Annotated in this window: 14 protein-coding genes; 9 read left to right on the top strand and 5 right to left on the bottom strand. The window is 73.3% G+C overall.

From position 1 onward, the window contains the following. Nucleotides 1-111 precede the first annotated feature (111 nt). Complete coding sequence (locus CRYAR_RS08790) at nucleotides 112-4026, top strand: vWA domain-containing protein (protein ID WP_211247346.1); 3915 nt, start codon at nucleotides 112-114, stop codon at nucleotides 4024-4026. Beyond that, on the top strand, nucleotides 4023-6014 hold the full coding sequence (locus CRYAR_RS08785) for a hypothetical protein (protein WP_035849727.1): 1992 nt from the start codon (nucleotides 4023-4025) through the stop codon (nucleotides 6012-6014). The genes CRYAR_RS08790 and CRYAR_RS08785 overlap by 4 nt, the downstream gene beginning before the upstream one ends. On the opposite strand, the gene CRYAR_RS08780 is transcribed toward CRYAR_RS08785, so the two are convergent. Next, nucleotides 6004-7239 (bottom strand): AGE family epimerase/isomerase, encoded by a 1236-nt coding sequence (locus CRYAR_RS08780; RefSeq protein ID WP_425389388.1) that lies wholly within the window; start codon nucleotides 7237-7239, stop codon nucleotides 6004-6006. The two genes, CRYAR_RS08785 and CRYAR_RS08780, sit on opposite strands and share 11 nt — an antisense overlap. Nucleotides 7240-7313: 74 nt before the next feature. Between CRYAR_RS08780 and CRYAR_RS08775 the strand changes: the two genes are divergently transcribed. After that, nucleotides 7314-8144 carry an isocitrate lyase/PEP mutase family protein gene (locus tag CRYAR_RS08775; RefSeq protein ID WP_035849725.1) on the top strand — a complete coding sequence of 277 codons (831 nt, stop codon included), beginning with the start codon at nucleotides 7314-7316 and terminating at the stop codon, nucleotides 8142-8144. Nucleotides 8145-8250: 106 nt separating this feature from the next. Further along, nucleotides 8251-8742 (top strand): anthrone oxygenase family protein, encoded by a 492-nt coding sequence (locus CRYAR_RS08770; RefSeq protein WP_035849724.1) that lies wholly within the window; start codon nucleotides 8251-8253, stop codon nucleotides 8740-8742. Here CRYAR_RS08770 and CRYAR_RS08765 read toward each other — a convergent pair. Beyond that, the gene (locus CRYAR_RS08765) at nucleotides 8739-9080 is read right to left on the bottom strand and encodes a YybH family protein (RefSeq protein WP_035849722.1); all 342 of its coding nucleotides are present in this window, start codon (nucleotides 9078-9080) and stop codon (nucleotides 8739-8741) included. The two genes, CRYAR_RS08770 and CRYAR_RS08765, sit on opposite strands and share 4 nt — an antisense overlap. A 70-nt stretch (nucleotides 9081-9150) precedes the next feature. Between CRYAR_RS08765 and CRYAR_RS08760 the strand changes: the two genes are divergently transcribed. Further along, nucleotides 9151-10053: a LysR family transcriptional regulator gene (locus CRYAR_RS08760; RefSeq protein ID WP_035849720.1), complete on the top strand. Its 903-nt coding sequence runs from the start codon at nucleotides 9151-9153 to the stop codon at nucleotides 10051-10053. On the opposite strand, the gene CRYAR_RS08755 is transcribed toward CRYAR_RS08760, so the two are convergent. Beyond that, nucleotides 10004-10420, bottom strand: coding sequence for a hypothetical protein (locus CRYAR_RS08755; protein ID WP_211247344.1), 417 nt, complete (start codon nucleotides 10418-10420; stop codon nucleotides 10004-10006). The two genes, CRYAR_RS08760 and CRYAR_RS08755, sit on opposite strands and share 50 nt — an antisense overlap. 305 nt (nucleotides 10421-10725) lie before the next feature. Here CRYAR_RS08755 and CRYAR_RS08750 point away from each other — a divergent pair, with 305 nt between their 5' ends. Beyond that, the gene (locus tag CRYAR_RS08750; RefSeq protein ID WP_035849719.1) at nucleotides 10726-11400 is read left to right on the top strand and encodes a GntR family transcriptional regulator; all 675 of its coding nucleotides are present in this window, start codon (nucleotides 10726-10728) and stop codon (nucleotides 11398-11400) included. A 58-nt stretch (nucleotides 11401-11458) separates the two neighbouring features. Here the strand turns inward: CRYAR_RS08750 and CRYAR_RS08745 are convergent, their stop codons facing one another. Next, nucleotides 11459-11878 carry an SRPBCC family protein gene (locus CRYAR_RS08745; protein ID WP_035849717.1) on the bottom strand — a complete coding sequence of 140 codons (420 nt, stop codon included), beginning with the start codon at nucleotides 11876-11878 and terminating at the stop codon, nucleotides 11459-11461. A gap of 112 nt (nucleotides 11879-11990) precedes the next feature. Between CRYAR_RS08745 and CRYAR_RS08740 the strand changes: the two genes are divergently transcribed. The 3 genes from CRYAR_RS08740 to CRYAR_RS08730 all read left to right on the top strand — a co-directional run bounded on the left by CRYAR_RS08740 (nucleotide 11991) and on the right by CRYAR_RS08730 (nucleotide 14443). Further along, a complete protein-coding gene (locus CRYAR_RS08740; RefSeq protein WP_035849715.1) occupies nucleotides 11991-12626 on the top strand; it encodes a maleylpyruvate isomerase N-terminal domain-containing protein in 636 nt (211 codons plus the stop codon). Between the two features lie 75 nt (nucleotides 12627-12701). Beyond that, nucleotides 12702-13799, top strand: coding sequence for a sensor histidine kinase (locus CRYAR_RS08735; protein ID WP_051569942.1), 1098 nt, complete (start codon nucleotides 12702-12704; stop codon nucleotides 13797-13799). Beyond that, nucleotides 13796-14443 (top strand): response regulator transcription factor, encoded by a 648-nt coding sequence (locus CRYAR_RS08730; protein WP_211247343.1) that lies wholly within the window; start codon nucleotides 13796-13798, stop codon nucleotides 14441-14443. Before CRYAR_RS08735 ends, CRYAR_RS08730 begins: the two co-directional genes overlap by 4 nt. Before the next feature lie 319 nt (nucleotides 14444-14762). Here CRYAR_RS08730 and CRYAR_RS08725 read toward each other — a convergent pair whose 3' ends face one another. After that, nucleotides 14763-15452, bottom strand: a complete 690-nt coding sequence (locus CRYAR_RS08725) for a hypothetical protein (protein WP_035849713.1) — start codon at nucleotides 15450-15452, stop codon at nucleotides 14763-14765. Nucleotides 15453-15972: the final 520 nt, after the last annotated feature.

Genomic DNA, 15972 nt, shown 5'->3' with positions numbered 1-15972 from the left:
GGGCCCATCGTTTCGGAGGGGGTGGCCGCTTCGGCGGGGGTGGCCGCTTCGGCGGCTTCGGTTGGCGTGGTTGATCCGGCGGTGGTGGTCGAGGAGCTTGCCGGTCGGGGGGTGCCTTTTCTCATCGGGGTGCGGCACCATTCACCGGCGCTGGCCGCGGTCGTGCCCGCGCTGCTCGACGAGGCACAGCCGGATGTCGTGCTGGTGGAACTGCCGGCCGAGTTCGCACCGTGGCTACCGTGGCTGGCCGACCCGCAGACCGTCGCCCCCGTCGCCCTGGCCGGCAGCGACGGCGCGGACGGCACACTGGCCTTCTACCCGTTCGCCGACTTCTCCCCAGAGCTGGCCGCGATCCGCTGGGCAGCCGAGCGTGGTGTCCCGGTAGTCCCGTGTGACCTCCCCCTGTCCGACCGGGCCTGGACCAGCCGCGGCGCGATCGAGCCCGACGCGGAAGGGCTGGAGGGGTTTGGCGCGGAGGGTCCGGCCGGGCCTGGCGCGGGCAGGACTGACGCGGCCGGGCCTGGCGCGACCGGGCCTGGCGCGGGCGGTGGGGGTCCTGCGGCGGGTGGGGTGGCGTGGCCGTCGATGGCGGAGGCGCTGCGGGCGGGGAACACCGGACGCGTCGACGACGACCTGTGGGACCGAGCCGTCGAGGCCCGTGCCCCGGGCTCGACTCCCGAGGCGGTCCGGCGTGCGGCCCTTCTGGTGGGCTGGGCCCTCCGCACCGACGCGCTCCACGACGGCGGCATCGACCCGGTCGACCTCCGACGCGAAGCCTGCATGCGCCAGAACGTCACCGACGCCGTAGCGGCCGCTCGTGCCAACGGTCACGAAGGCCGGGTGGCCGCGGTGATCGGCGCGTTCCACGCCCCCGCCCTGACGGCGCAGGCTCCCACACACCCCACCGTTCCCGCCGGAGGAACGGCCGCCCCTACCGGCGCAGCTGGGCGAACATCTGCGGCAGCTGAGGCCACCGCCGCACTCGGAGGGACCACCGCGCCTGGAGGCCCTGCCACCGCTGGGGGCACTACCGCATCTGAAGGCGCCACCGCCACCGCTGGAGACACAGTCGCCGCAGCCACCACAGCCACCACAGGCACCGCAGGCACCGCAGGCACCGCTGCAGCCGAGGACACGGCCGCCGGAGCCGGAGGGGCTACCACCGCCGCAGGCACCACCGCCGCAGGCGGAGAAGCGGGTGCTCTCACCGGCACGACTGCACCGGGATCGGGATCGGGTAGGCGGGCAGAGATCGTCACGTCGCTCGTGCCGTACACGTTCGCGCTGCTCGACGAGCGGTCCGGCTACCCTGCCGGCATCCGTGACCCGCAGTGGCAGCAGAGCGTCCTCACCGCAGGCGGAGACGCCGACGCGATACGGGACGCTGCCGTCGCGGCGCTGGTGGGCATCACCGCGCAGATCCGTGCGTCCGGGCACCCGGCCGGACCGGGTGAGGCCGGGGAGGCCGTCCGCCTGGCCGCCGGGCTGGCCGACCTCCGCGGCCTTCCCGCCCCGGGCCGCAGCGAACTCGTCGAGGCCGTTCAGAGCGTCCTGTCCCAGGGCGAACTTCTCGGCCGGGGTCGCGTCGTCGCCGCCGCGATGGAGCACGTCCTGGTCGGCGACCGACGAGGCCGCGTCGCACCGGCCGCCCCCCGGTCCGGTCTGCGCACCGCGGTCGAGCGTGACCTCGCCGCCCTCCGCCTGCCGGGCGCGGGCGAGCCCACCCGCGACCTCCGGCTGGACCCGTTGCGCTCCGATCTGGACCGTCGCCGCGAGGTGACGCTGCGGCGCCTCGGCGTCTGTCGCGTGTCGTACGCCTCGACGACCGAGGTCACCGGCGTCGGCGGCGGCGATGGGCTGACCACTCGCTGGCAGGTCGGCTGGACCCCTTCCACCGAGGCCGCCCTGGACGTGGCCGGCATCCACGGCGTCACGCTGGCGCAAGCCGCCGAGGGTGCGCTCCGCGCTCGTCGACGTCGGCACGTCGACGCGGGCGGACCCACCGCGGGTGAAGCGGTCGAGCTGTTCGTGGTCGCGGCCGAGTGTGGGCTCGTCCGCGCGGCGGCGCAGTACCTGACCGCGCTGGCCGCGATCGCCCCGGCGACCGGCACGCTGCCGGAGCTGCTGAGCGCGCTGGCGGCCCTCGACCGGGTGCGGCTCGGGCACGTCCCGGGGTTGCCCGACGCGGTCCGGCCGCAGCTCGGCGACCTCGTCGCGGTGGCCGCCGACATCGAGGCCGCCGCCGTCCGGCAGCTCGACGGTCTGGCCGGCTCCACCGACGTCGCGGACGCCCACGCGCTGGCCGCGCTGGCCCAGCGGAACGACTTCGGGCTCCGGCTGGTCGACGCGCTGGAGCGGCTGTCCGCGGACGGTGCGCCGCTGATCGCCGCCGCGGCGAGCGCCACCCGGGTGCTGCTCGGCGTCGAATCGCCCGAGTGGCTCGGCCGGCGGCTGGCGTCCTGGGTCGACGGTGCCACCGACCCGGACCGACGGCGCGCGCTCCAGGGTCGGCTCACCGGGCTGCTGGCGGCGTCCGGCCCGTTGCTGGAGACCGGCGGCGCGGTGTTCGAAGGTCTCTTCGAACGGGTCGAATCCCTTGCCGACCAGGAGTTCCTGGTGCGTCTCCCGGCGCTGCGCGGCGGTTTCACGGTGCTCAGCCCGGCCGCCCGCGACCGCCTCCTCACCACCGTCACCGATCGCCTCGGCGACCCCCGGGCCGACATCGGCGACGTCGCCGACCCTCGGTCGCTCCTCCACCACCTGCTGGCCGACCGGTCCGCCCGGGAAGCCCTGATCCGCCTCGGCCTCCCCCTGCCGACTGCTGCCACCCCCGGCCCCGCGACCACCGGGGACACCGCGACCACCGGAAACACAGCGACCACCAACGACACCACGACCACCAACGACACCCGGCCGGGGCGAGCGCCGGGTGAGCTCGCGATCGTCGACCGGTGGCGATTGATTCTCGGGCGGCCCGGCGTGCAGAACCCTCAGGGCCGGCGGTACGCGGCCGCGCTCGACGAGCTCTACGGAGCCGGTCGCGGCGAAGGTGCCCAGGACGACGCCGACGCCCGTGCCGGCCGGGGCGCGTCCTATCCGACCGCGCGGGAGTGGTCGGACGAGCTCGCCGCCCTGTTCGGTCCGGGCGTCCGCGAGGAGGTGCTCGGCCGGGCCGTCGAAGCGGGACGCACCGACGCGGCGCTCGAACTCGACCCGGCGTCCGCCCGGCCGTCGGTCGAGCTGCTGCAGACCGTGCTCTCGCTAGTCGGCGGCGTACCTGAGGCCACCCTCGCCCGGCTGCGGCCGTTGGTGGCCCGGCTGGTGGCCGAGCTCACCGCACAGCTCGCCACCCGTATCCGCCCCGCGCTCACCGGCCTGGCGTCGCCGCGGCCCACCTACCGCCCCGGCGGCCCGCTCGACCTGGCGCGGACGCTGCGCGCCAACCTCGCGACCACCCACCGCTCGCCGGACGGTCGCGTCACGCTCGTCCCGGAGCGTCCGGTCTTCCGCACCCGCGCGCGGCGCAGCGTCGACTGGCGTCTGGTGCTTGTCGTCGACGTGTCGGGGTCGATGGAGGCCTCGGTGGTGTGGTCGGCGCTCACCGCGTCGGTGCTGGCCGGTGTTCCCGCGCTGACTACGCACTTCGTGGCGTTCTCCACCGAGGTCATCGACTTGTCCGATCGGGTGGACGACCCGCTCGGACTGCTGCTGGAGGTGCGTGTCGGCGGCGGTACGCACATCGCGGCCGGGCTGCGGCACGCCCGCTCGCTGGTCACGGTGCCCAGCCGCACGCTCGTCGCCGTCGTCAGCGACTTCGAGGAGGGGTACGGCGTGGGAGGTCTGCTGGCCGAGGTGCGCGCGCTCGCCGAGTCCGGGTGCACGTTGCTCGGCTGCGCCAGTCTGGACGACGCCGGGAAGCCGCGGTACTCGGTGCCGATCGCGCAGCGGCTGGTCGCGGCGGGGATGCCGGTCGCGGCGCTGAGCCCGGTGGAGCTCGCGCGATGGGTCGGGGAGCACGTGCGATGAGCGTCGTGTTGCCGCCGGTCGACGGGGTGGTTCTCGCGGACGCGGTCGACGCGCTGCCCGGGCGGCTCCGGAAGCGGCTCGACGGCGCGGTCGCGAAGGTCGCGGGGTACGCGATCAGCGTCGACGGGCCGGAGTGGACGGTGCGGATCGACGACGCGACGGTGGTCACGCTCCGCACGGTGGACGGGGCCGTCCGGGCTTCCGACGACGCCCGCTGCAGTTGTCTCCTGGCCCCCGCCTGCCTGCACCGAGCCGCCACCCTGGCCGCCGCCCCCGCCACCGATGACGACGACGAGTCCCGGCCCGAATCCCCGGCTCCGAACGAACCCAGCGCCGGTCCGGACGCGACGACGACGGGCTCACCCACCCTCCACGCCGACGACACCTCGCCCGATCCCGCCCGAACCGGCGCCGTCGGCCCGACCCGGTCCGATGCGAGTGCCCCGGCGCCGCCTGGAACGCACGCCCGGTCGCTGACCGAGGCGCAGACCATGGCGGTGTACGGGGTGTGGGAGGCCGCCGGAGCGGTGCTCGCGGCCGGGACCACGGGCAGTGGCGCCGTGCTCCGAGCCGCGCTGCTCCGAGCCGCCCACGAGGCCCGCGCCCACGGGCTCCACCACCTGGCCGCCGGAGCACGTCAGGTGGCCGCGCACCTGCACGACGCCCGCACCGCCGCGCCGCACTACCGCCTGGCGACCCTCGCCGACGACCTGCGCGAACTGCTGCTCCTCGCCCACCGTCTGCGTGACCCGGCGACCCCCGCCGGAGAGCTCCCCGCCCTGCTGGGCACCGCCCGCCGCGAGTACACGCCCCGGGGCAGCCTGCGCCTCCACGGGCTCTGCACGGTGCCGGTACTGGCCCGTTCGGGGCACGCCGGAACCGCCACCTACGCCGCCGACCGCGACGGCACCCTCTGGCTGGTCGCCGACATCTACCCCGGCGGCGCCGAGCGCGCGGCGACCACTGTGGATGCCGCGATCCCGGTGGGCGAGGGCGTGCTGAGCCATCGGGAGCTCGCCCGCACCGGGCTGATGGTCACCGGCGCGACGGCCAGCGCGTCACGGCAACTCGGCGCCGGCCGGGACGTGCGTGCGGTCCGGGCCGGCGGGGCCCCCTGGACGGAGAGTCCGCTCGCTCCGCTCTGGGACGTCCCGGTCGAGTCGCAGCTGGACCGGGCCTTCGCCGCGTTGCCGCTGCCCGTGCAGGACCGGCCCACCGGTGACGACCTGCTGTTCCTCCGGGTCGAACCGGTCGCTCCCGGCGACGGCGGAGTCGTCGCGGTGACCGCCGACGGTCGGCTGGTCACCCTCGTCGCGGCACTCGACCACCCGGCCCTGGCCTACCGCGACAACCTGCGCGTTCTCGGCACCGCCGCCGGCGTCCCGCTCCTCGTGATCGGCCGCCCCGACCCCACCCGTCCCGGCCACGTCCAGCTCCTCGCCCTGGCCCCCGACCGGACCGGAGACCAGCCTTCCGACCCGACCGGAGACCAGCCTTCCGACCCGACCGGAGGCGACCAGCCCCCCGACCCGACCGAAGACCAGCCCCCCGCCCTACGCCTGCCGCCGGAATGGGCCGGCCACGCCGACCTCGGCTACGACCGGCTCCACTCCAGCATGATCACCGGGGACCGCAGCGCACCGGGCATTGAACCCACCGAGCGCTCACCGGCCCGTCACGACCACGCGCTCGAGCTCCTGCGCCGCCACCTCGATCGCGCCGTCGACGGAGGGCGCGCGGTCCACGCGTTCGCCCGGCCCGACCAGCGATTGCTGCGCCGGGCCCGCTGGGACACCGGAGCGGACCTCCTCGCCGCGCTCGAGGCCGCCGCCCGTCCGGGCCGGCGTGACGTCTTCGGCCGCCTCGCCGACGACGACGGCCGGCGCTTCGTCCTCGCCTGGCTCGCGGCCGCCGTCTACGAACAGACGGCGGCCTGGGCCCTCAGCCGAGCTGCCTGGTCCCCCGAGGAGGAGAGACTCAGCCCCTAGCCAACGCCGTCGCCATCGACGGTGCCAGCGGCAGCTGGGGGATCACCGTCGCCTGCACCGCGTGGTACGCGTCCGGCTTCCCGCTCCACACCGACGTGGACGGGGCGTTGTGCTCGTCCAGCTCGTGCCGCCAGGAGCCGTTCCGCCGGTCGATGAGGTACTGCTCGGCGTAGTCCCACCACTGCTGGTACGGCGCCGCGTACCGGGTGTCCCCGGTGGCGATCCACAGCGCGGCGGCGGCATTCGTGGCCTCGTTGACCACCCAGTGCAACCGGTCACGGACGACCGGCCGGCCCGACCAGTCGGTGGTGTAGACGAACCCGTCCGCCCCGTCGGTGGCCCATCCGTCGGCGACCGCACGGTCGAACAACGAGACCGCGCCCGCGCGCAGATCGTCGGCCGAGGAAGCGGCGGCCAGGTGCAGCACGAGACGCGCCCACTCCAGGCCGTGCCCGATCGTGGCGCCGTACGGCTGGAACTGATGGCGGGGCTGGTCGCGGTGGTATTCGAGCAGCGGGTTCCAGGCCTCGTCGAAGTGCTCGGGGATACGCCACTCGTTCCCGGACGCCCACTCCAGCACGCGCCGGGTGATCCGGTCGGCCCGGGCCTGCCACACCAGGTCACCGGTGACGTCGGCGGCCGCGAGGTAGGCCTCGACCGTGTGCATGTTGGCGTTGACGCCGCGGTACGGGTCGAGCGCCGAGAAGTCCCGATTCCAGGAGTCGACGACCATGCCGTCGTCCTCCCGCCAGAACCACTGCTCGTTGACGGCCAGCGCGTCGGTGAGCAGGGCCTCGGCACCGGGCCGTCCAGCCGCCGCCGCGGACGAGGCGGCGAGGATCACGAACGAGTGCGGATACGCGGCCTTGCTGTCGTCCACCGGGCCGTCGGCCGAGATCGACGCGAACCAGCCGTCGTGCTCGCGGTCGCGGAAGTTCTCGGTCAAAGCGCGGACGCCGTGATCGGTGAGCTCCGCGGCTCCCGGCCGGCCGAGCAGCGTCGCCAAGGCGAACACGTGCGTCATCCGGCAGGTGATCCACAGCTCGAGCGGGTGGTCCGCGTCGAGCGCCCCGTCGTCGGTGAGCCACCCGAAGCCCAGCGGGTGCTTCGACCGCTCGGCGAAGTCGAACAAACGGTCGCGCTCGGCGTCCAGCCAGGCACGGTGCTCAGCGGAGTCGATACCGCTCTCGCCACCGGGCCGCGCCGCCCGAATCTGCTCGGCCACTCCCGGACCACCCTTCTTCGAGGTCAGCGTTCCGCCGAAAGCCTCGCACACGGTCCGGACGCTAGGTTCTTCGCATGACTGAGCAGACGCCGACGACCCAGGCCGCGAAGGCGCGGCACTTCCTCGAACTGCACCGCGCCGAGCGTCCGTTGCTGTTCCCGAATCCGTGGGACGTCGGGTCCGCGGTCCTGTTCACGTCGCTCGGGTTCAAGGCGCTGGCGACCACGAGCAGCGGGCACGCGGCCACGCTCGGGCGGCTCGACGGCGAGGTCACCCGCGACGAAGCGCTCGCGCACGCCGCCGCGTTGTCCGCGGCCACCGAGCTGCCGGTCGCGGCCGACTTCGAGAACGGCTTCGCCGACGCACCCGACGCGGTGGCCGACGCGGTGACGGCGGCGCTCGTCACGGGGCTGGCCGGCCTCTCCGTCGAGGACGCCACCGGACGCGACGACGCCCCGATCTACGACCTCGGCCTGGCCGGTGAACGCATCGCCGCCGCGGCGAACGCGGCCCACGCCGGGCCGGTACGGCTGGTGCTCACCGCGCGGGCCGAGAACTACCTGTACGGCCGCACCGACCTGGCCGACACGATCGCCCGGTTGCAGGCCTACCAGGAGGCGGGCGCGGACGTGCTCTACGCGCCCGGGCTCACCACCGCCGAGGACATCCGCGCGGTGGTGACGTCGGTCGACCGGCCGGTCAACGTGCTCGCCCGTCCGTCCGGCCCGACCGTGGCCGAGCTGGCCGAGCTCGGCGTCAGCCGCGTCTCGGTCGGCGGGAGCTTCGCCTTCGCGGCCCTCAAGGCCGCCGTCGACGCGGCCACCGAGTTCCGCGACCAGGGCACCTTCGGCTTCCTCGCGGCCGCCCGTGACGGCTCGGCCGCCGCGAAGAAGGCGTTCGGCTAGGGCCGTGGACGCTCGCGCATGTGCGTGAGCTGCGCGGCGATGGTCGGCGACCGGCGTCCGGCCGTTCACTGGAGACCACAACGGTCCACGGTGCACGGAGGCGGAAATGCTGTTCAGGAACATCACGCTGGTCGCCGCGACGACGGCGTCCGGTCTCGCGGCCGGCTTGTTCTACTCGTTCGCGATCGCGGTCATGCCCGGCTTGCGCCAGGCCGACGACCGATCCTTCGTCGACGCCATGCAGCGGATCAACGTCGCCATCCTGAACGGGTGGTTCGCGTTCAGCTTCGGCGGCGCGCTGCTGCTCACCGTGCTCGCCGCGGTCGTCGAGTGGCGGGCGGGCACCCGGGCGGTGGCGCTGTGGATCGCGGTGGCCGTCGTGCTCTACGTGGCGACGCTGCTGATCACGTTCGCGATAAACGTGCCGCTGAACGACCAGCTCGACCGCGCCGGCGACCCGGCACGCATCACCGACCTCCACGCCGTGCGGGCCGCCTTCGAAACGTCCTGGGTGCGCTGGAACGTGGTGCGAGCGGTGCTCTCCACCGCCAGCTTCGTCACCCTCGTCTACGCGCTGATCAAGCGCGCTGAAGCCTAGGCTTCGGGCCGGTCCAGGATGCGCAGCCAGGTTCCGTCCGGCTGGCGGCGGGCCACCTGGGCGCGGCCCCCGGTGCCGTCGGCGGGACGGGTGGCGGTCAGCGCCAGGTCGCCGAAGTACAGCGTCGGCCGCGGCTCTTCGACGGTCATCTCCGGCATCATCGGCGCGGCCTTCTCGAACAGCGCCCGGATCGCGTCCCGTCCGACGGTGGTCGATCCGGCGGGGTACCCGAGCACCGCGTCGGGCTCGTACAGCGCGGCGATTCCGTCGGCGTCGTTCGCGTTGCACCGCTCGACGAACAGCCGGGCCAGGTCTTCGGGGGTAGCAGCGGTAGTCATGTCCCCACCGTTCCGCGCCCGCATCCAGACGTCAAAGAGCAGTTTCTTCTCGCTTCTAGAATCAGCGGTTATGGAACTTCGTCAGCTCGCGTACTTCCTCGCGGTCGTCGACGCCGGCAGTTTCACCAAGGCCGCCGACCGGGTCCGGGTCGCTCAGCCCGGGGTGAGCGCCCAGATCCGCCGGCTCGAGCGGGAGTTCGGCCAGCCGCTGCTCGACCGCTCGGGCCGGTCGGTCCGCCTCACCGAGGCCGGCACCGCGGTCGTCCCGTACGCGCGGGCGGCGCTCGCGGCCGTGGACGCGGCCCGGCAGGCCGTGGACGAGCTCACCGGTCTGCTCCGCGGCCGGGTCGCGCTCGGGATGATCACGTCCTGCGGGCCGCTGGGGCTGCCCGGCATTCTCGCCGAGTTCCACCGGCGGTATCCGGCGGTGGAGGTCACGCTGACCGAGGACGGTTCCGACGAGCTCACGCTCGCGGTCCGCGCCGGCACCCTGGACGCCGCGATCATCGGCCTCCCGAGCACCGCCCCACCCGGGCTCGCCACCCAGCTCGTCACCGACGAACCCCTGGTCGGCGTGGTCGCGGCCGACCATCCGCTGGCCGGACGCGACCTGTTGGCGCTCTCCGAACTGCGTGCGTCGCCGCTGATCAGCCTCCCGGAGGGCACCGGCATCCGGTCGCGGCTCGAGGACGCGTGCGCGGCCGCCGGGTTCGCGCCGTCGATCGCGTTCGAGGCCAGCGATCCGTTCCTCCTCGCCGAGCTGGCCGCCCGCGGGCTCGGCCTCGCCGTCCTGCCGGCGTCGGTCGTCACGCCCCCACCCCACGGTGTCCGTCCGATCGCGATCGTCGAACCCGCGCTGCGCGGCCAGCTCGCGCTCGCCTGGCGGGCGTCCGGCCCCACGAACCCCGCCGCGGCCGCGTTCCTCACCCACGCGCGCGAAGCCCTCGCCGGGCGTCCCGGAAGTACCGGTTAGCCTCCGGGCGGAACATCAGCGCGAGCCCGACCAGCACCGCCGCGACGTGCAGCGCCCTGATCGCGATCGTCAACGCGAGCGCCAGGCCGCCCTCGCTGAGCGCGTCCGCGAGCGAGTGGCCGTCGGCCAGCCAGCTGACCGGCTCCAGGACGAGCGACAGCATCCCGACGACGCCCAACCCCACCGCCAGCGTGAGACGCGCCCAGTTCCGCCCGCGCCAGAACCGCGCGACGACGAGCAGCACGACCGTGTACACGACCGCTCGCACCCCGAGGCCGGCCGCGAGCGATCCGCCGCTCAGGCCGGGCACCTCACCCAGCGCCCACGCCACTGACATTCCCAGCGCCTCGACGGCCCCAGCGGCCACGGCGGCCACCCACGCCACGGTGGCCGCACGCACCACCCGTGGCGGCCGCTCCGCACCCGGCGACACTCCTGTATCAGTTCGAACCAAAGACTGTTGCACCATCACGCACCTCGTTGATCGGCAAAACGGCCGGTCGATCCGTCCGGTACCGAGCGTGCGCCTTATCCCTCCGGCCAGCGTCCCGCCGAGGTATCGAATACCTCTACCCCCGAGGTATGGGGTCGCTCGTACCCAATCCGATGGTCGCGTCTGATTCGGAATCCGGGATAGTAGAGACATGCGCCCGGATGCTCGCAAGGAATGCGATGGCTGAACCCACCGGATCGCTGTCGAAGCCGGAATCTCTCTCCCGGCAGATCTATGCCACCCTCCGCGAGGGCATTATCCGAGGCCAGTACGCACAGGGCTCCCGCCTGGCCGAACAACGCCTGGCCGAGGAACTCGCGGTGTCCCGCGTACCGCTGCGCGAGGCGGTGCCGTTACTCGAGAGGGACGGGTTCGTCCGGACGCTGCCCCGACGGGGCACAGTGGTCTCCACGTGGTCGGTCGCGGCCGCCGACGACCTGTTCGACCTGCGTCTCTACCTCGAGGTCGGCGCGGCCGTGTACGCGGCCCGCAAGGTCGCCGCCGGCGCCGACACCGCGCCGCTGGCCGCCGCGCTCGAACGCACCAGGGCCGAGGCCACGGACGGTGACGCCTACCAGGTCGCCCAGGCCAGGGCCGGCTTCCACGACGCGATCGTCGAGCTCACCGGAAATGCGTTGATGACGACGCTGATGCGCCCGGTGTCCGGCCGAATGACCTGGTTGTTCTACCTCACCACCGAACCCGACTCCCCCGATCCGGCCGCCGGTAACGGGCAACTCTTTCGCGCGGTCACCTCGGGTAATGAGCGAATGGCCGAGGCCGTGGCCTATGCGCGTATCGAGTGCGACCGACGCGAATCACTCGCCGCACTACGCCGAATCGGAGTCGAATAACAATGACGCATTTCGACGCCTCATTTCGCACCACGAATTTGCGGACGCGATAGGTATCTCACCGAGCGAGATGAGGGTATCCGGTTTCGAGATAGGCCTTCAAACTCGCGAGCACGAACGGCCATCCCGCGCCCACCCCGGCCACCTGGTCGGTGGGCAGGCCCTCGTGGGTGAGCGTGAGCCGCACCCGCGGCCCCACCGGCTCGAGGTCGAACGTCACACGCGACACCCGCGCCGGGTCGTGCTCCTCACCGGCCCGGGCCCAGCTGTGCGTGAGCCGGCGCGGCGGGTCGATCTCCAGCACCTCGCCCACCGTCTCGGCGCCGCCGTCGGTGACCCGGCGATGTTCCCAGCGCTCGCCCGTCGTCCAGGTGGAGACGTTGTGGTGCCCCCAGTACCGGGCGGTGCGCGCGGGGTCGATCAACGCGTTCCAGATGCGGCCCGGGCTCGCGGTGATCGCGGTGACGTAGATGAGCACGGGGCGAGTGTCCCGTCGCCGGTGTCGTCACTGCGAAGAGCCTCCTGAAGCTCACCTTTACGTTCGAAAAAGGCCTCCACCGAAACGGGGATCAGCACGTACAGTCCCGCCCATGGAACCCGTCACCGGAAACGACGTGTCCCTCAGCGTCAATTTGCTCCGGAGGGCCTTCGCCGACGTGCCCGACAGCGCCTGGCGGGTACCCGCCGGGGGCCTGCGCTGGAGTTGCTGGGAAACGCTGGAGCACCTGATCGACGACCTGTTCACGTACGCGATCCAGGTCGCCGCGTCGAATCCACCGCGGGACGACCTGGTGCCGTTCGATTACCACTCCGCCCGCGACGGCGGTCCGGCCAACAGCCTGTTCCTCCAGGCCAACGCGGGCACCGCCGGGCTGTTGCAGGCGCTCGAGGTGTGCGGGGTCTTCCTCGGGAGCGCGGTCCGCGACGCTCCGCCCGACCGGCGCGCCCATCACAGCTTCGGGCTCTCCGACCCGGAGGGTTTCGCCGCGATGGGGGTCGTGGAGACGCTCGTGCACGGCGAGGATCTCGCCCGCGGCCTGCAGCGGCCCTGGGAGCCGCCGGCCGACCTGTGCGCCCGCGCCCTGCACCGGCTGTTCCCCGACGCGCCGCCGGAGGCCGAACCCTGGCCGGCGCTGCTCTGGGCCACCGGCCGCGGCTCGCTGCCCGGCCACCCCGACCGCAAGGACGGCTGGCGCTGGGACTCCCGCCCCGCGGACGAGCGCTAGGCGTCGACCAAGGTCTATCCACAGATCGCCGCTCGGACGCGGCGGAGCGTCACACCCCCCGCCTACGGTGAACCCATGCGATGGCGGTCGGACCTCGGGTTGGCGGTGCTGTCGGTCGTCGTCGGGCTGTTCTTCCTGGCCGACGAGAAGCCGGCGCGCCCGGTCGTCGACGTGGTCGTCGGCCTCCTCGCCGTCGCCGCGATGGTCGTCGCCCGGCGCCGCTGGACGATACCGATCGCGATCGCGCTCATCCCGCTGATGACGGTCTCGACGCTCTCGATGGGGCCGGCCGCGGTCGCGCTCGGGGTGGTCGCCCGGCGCTGCCGCTGGCCCGCCACGCTCGCGGTCGTCGGCCTGCACCTGTTCCTCCTGGTCGGGGCGTTCACCGCGATCGCGCGCCACGACCCGGAGTACCCGGTCGCGATCGTCGCGGTCGTGGCTATCGACGCCGCCGTCGTGGCCAGCGGCAAGCTCGTGCGGTCGCAGCGGCTCCTCGTCGAGTCCTGGCAGGTGCGGGCCCGCGAGGCCGAGGAGGGCCAGCGCCTGCGCGTCGACGAGGCCCGGCACGCCGAACGCGAACGCATCGCCCGCGAGATGCACGACGTGCTCGCCCACCGCATCTCGCTGCTGGCCGTGCACGCCGGGGCGCTGGAGGTCCGCAAGAGCGCACCGGAGGACGAACGCCGGGCCGCCGGGGTGATCCGCGAGTCCGCCTACGCGGCGCTGGAGGATCTGCGCGAGGTCATCGGCATGCTCCGCAGCGACGACGCCGACGCCGACCGTCCGCAGCCGACACTCGCCGACGTCCCCGCGCTGGTCGAGCAGTCCCGCGAGGCCGGCACCGAGGTCACGCTCGAGCGGCCGGAGTTCACCGCGGCCGCGGACGGCGCCGGGCGGCACGTCTACCGGGTGATTCAGGAGGGGCTGACGAACGCACGCAAACACGCGCCCGACGTACCGGTTCGCGTCGTGCTGGCCGAGCGGAACGGCGGCCTGGCCGTGGAGATCACCAACCCCGTCGGCGCCGCGAACGGGGCGGCGTTGCCCGGGGCCGGCAGCGGGTTGATCGGCCTGCGTGAACGCATGGAGCTCCTCGGCGGCACGCTCGAGCACGGCCGCACCCGGTCGGGCGAGTTCCGCCTGTGCGCGTGGGTACCGGAGCGTGCGCCGTGACCGTCTCGGTGCTGATCGTGGACGACGACGCGCTGGTCCGCGCCGGTCTGGAGATGATGCTGGGCCAGTTCGACGACCTGACGGTCGTCGGCGCGGTCGGCGACGGCGCCGACGTGCTTCCCGCCGTCAACCGCCTGCACCCCGACGTCGTGCTGATGGACATCCGGATGCCGCTCATCGACGGGCTCACCGCGACCGAACAGCTCCGCGCGCGCCGTGATCCGCCCGAGGTGATCGTGCTGACCACGTTCGACACCGACCGGCACATCCGCCGCGCGATGCGCGCGGGTGCGAGCGGGTTCCTGCTCAAGCACACGCCCCCGGAGCAGATCGCCCGCTCGATCCGGCAGGTCGCCGCGGGCGAGCCGATACTGTCACCGGCCGTGGTCCGGCGGGTGATGGCCTTCGCCGCGGAGCCGGAACGCGACCCCCGGCGCGACGAGGCCCGACGCCTGCTCGGGCGCCTCACCGACGGCGAACGAGCAGTGGCGGCGCTGGTCGGCCTGGGCCGCACGAACAGCGAAATCGGGCGCGAACTCCTGATGAGCACAGCCACCGTGAAGGCCTACATGACCCGGATCCTGACGAAGCTCGACCTGACCAACCGAGTCCAGGTAGCCCTGGTGGTCCACGACGCCGAATAGCCCCGCACCGATTCCACCGGCGCGCACTACGCCGATTCAACTGCCGTGCACGACGCCGATACAGCCGGCGCGCATGAAGCCGACCCATCTGGCGTGCCCAACGCCGGACGAGTCAGCGCCCACCGTACGGACGAGACCGGCGTGCGCCCGCGTGCACAACGTGGAAGAGGAGGGGTTGCCGGGGCGGAAGTCCGCGTACGCGACCATCGGATCAACTGGCGTGCGCGACTCGGGATGGCCGGGGCCATGGGGGGTGCGTCAGTGAGCACGGCGGCGGATCAAGTGGCCTACGCGACGGCGGAGAGGGCTGGTTGGGCGGTTAGTGGGAGGTGAAGACGTCGCGGAGGGCGGTGCGGACTCGGTCGACGATCGCGCCGACCGAGGCCGGGGTGGCGGCGGGTTGGGGATGGCGTGGGGCGGCGGCTTCGGCCACCCGTAGTGCGTGGCCCATGCGTAGCCGCTCGTCGAGGTCCAGTCGCTCGCGCACCACCGGGAACTCCTCGAGCTCCTCGTGGTCGGCGTGCGCGATGATCTCGACCGCCAGCCGGGTGAAGCGCTTGTCGAACTCCGGTGACGCCGGGTCGAGCCGGTCGAGCTCCGCCAGCAGCTCGGTGCCGTGCCGCTCCTGCCCGAGCAGGGAGTTCACATCGAGCCGCGCCGCCGCCGAAGCCGCACCGGCCGGCGCAGAGGACCCCGACCCGAACGACCCTGACCCGAACGACCCCGACCCGAACGACCCCGGCGCGGACGACTCCGCTGCCGAAGACTCCCGCTCTCGAGCCGGTCGCGCACCGGCATCCGGCGGTCCCGGCACCAGCTCACGCATGCGCGGGTGCAACACCTCCTGCTCCGCGGTCTCGTGCACGGTGATCAGCCGACGCAGATCCGCGAACGCTGCCGCCTTCGCCGGGCCGTGCGCACCCGCCACTTCACGCAGGCCCGCCCGGATCTGCGCGTGCTGATTGAGCAGAAAGTCGACCGCTTCGAGGTCGAGATCATGAGCAGTCATAGAACCGGAATTCCCGCCCATAAACACCGCAAACCGCCCGCCACGGGAGCGAAACCGCCGGCCCCACCAACCCGTGCGCATGCCCACAGTCATCGAAGACACGGGTCGACTTCCGGCCATCCCCTCGATCACGTTCCTCGGGTCCGGCCGAACCACTACCTACGCCGGACGCTGCGCCTACACCCACCGTCATCGGCCTCGCCGTAGCCCCGGAAAGCAACGCGACGACTTCGGTCAACCCTTCGCCCGGAGCCGGGCCAGCATCCAGTTCACCCGCAGGCCGTGTCCTGCGAATCCGTGCTCGGCCGCGGCTCCGCTCAGCCGCCGCCAGGCCGAGTTGCCGGACCATCCGGATACAACAACTGCCCACTAGCCAGCGGCAGCCGGATGCTCCTCCGCCTTGCCCGACGACGCCTGAGCGGTGCCTCGCTGCGAGCGAGATCCGCAGGACACGGCCTAGCTCAAGGCCCGCCGAAGCCCGAGACGCCCCTCACCACGCCTTGGGGCGACGGCGACGGCG

This window comes from Cryptosporangium arvum DSM 44712 (assembly GCF_000585375.1).
GTDB classification, from domain to species: domain Bacteria; phylum Actinomycetota; class Actinomycetes; order Mycobacteriales; family Cryptosporangiaceae; genus Cryptosporangium; species Cryptosporangium arvum.
The sequence above is the reverse complement of the archived record's forward strand: the minus strand, read 5'-3'. Positions and strand labels throughout refer to the sequence as shown.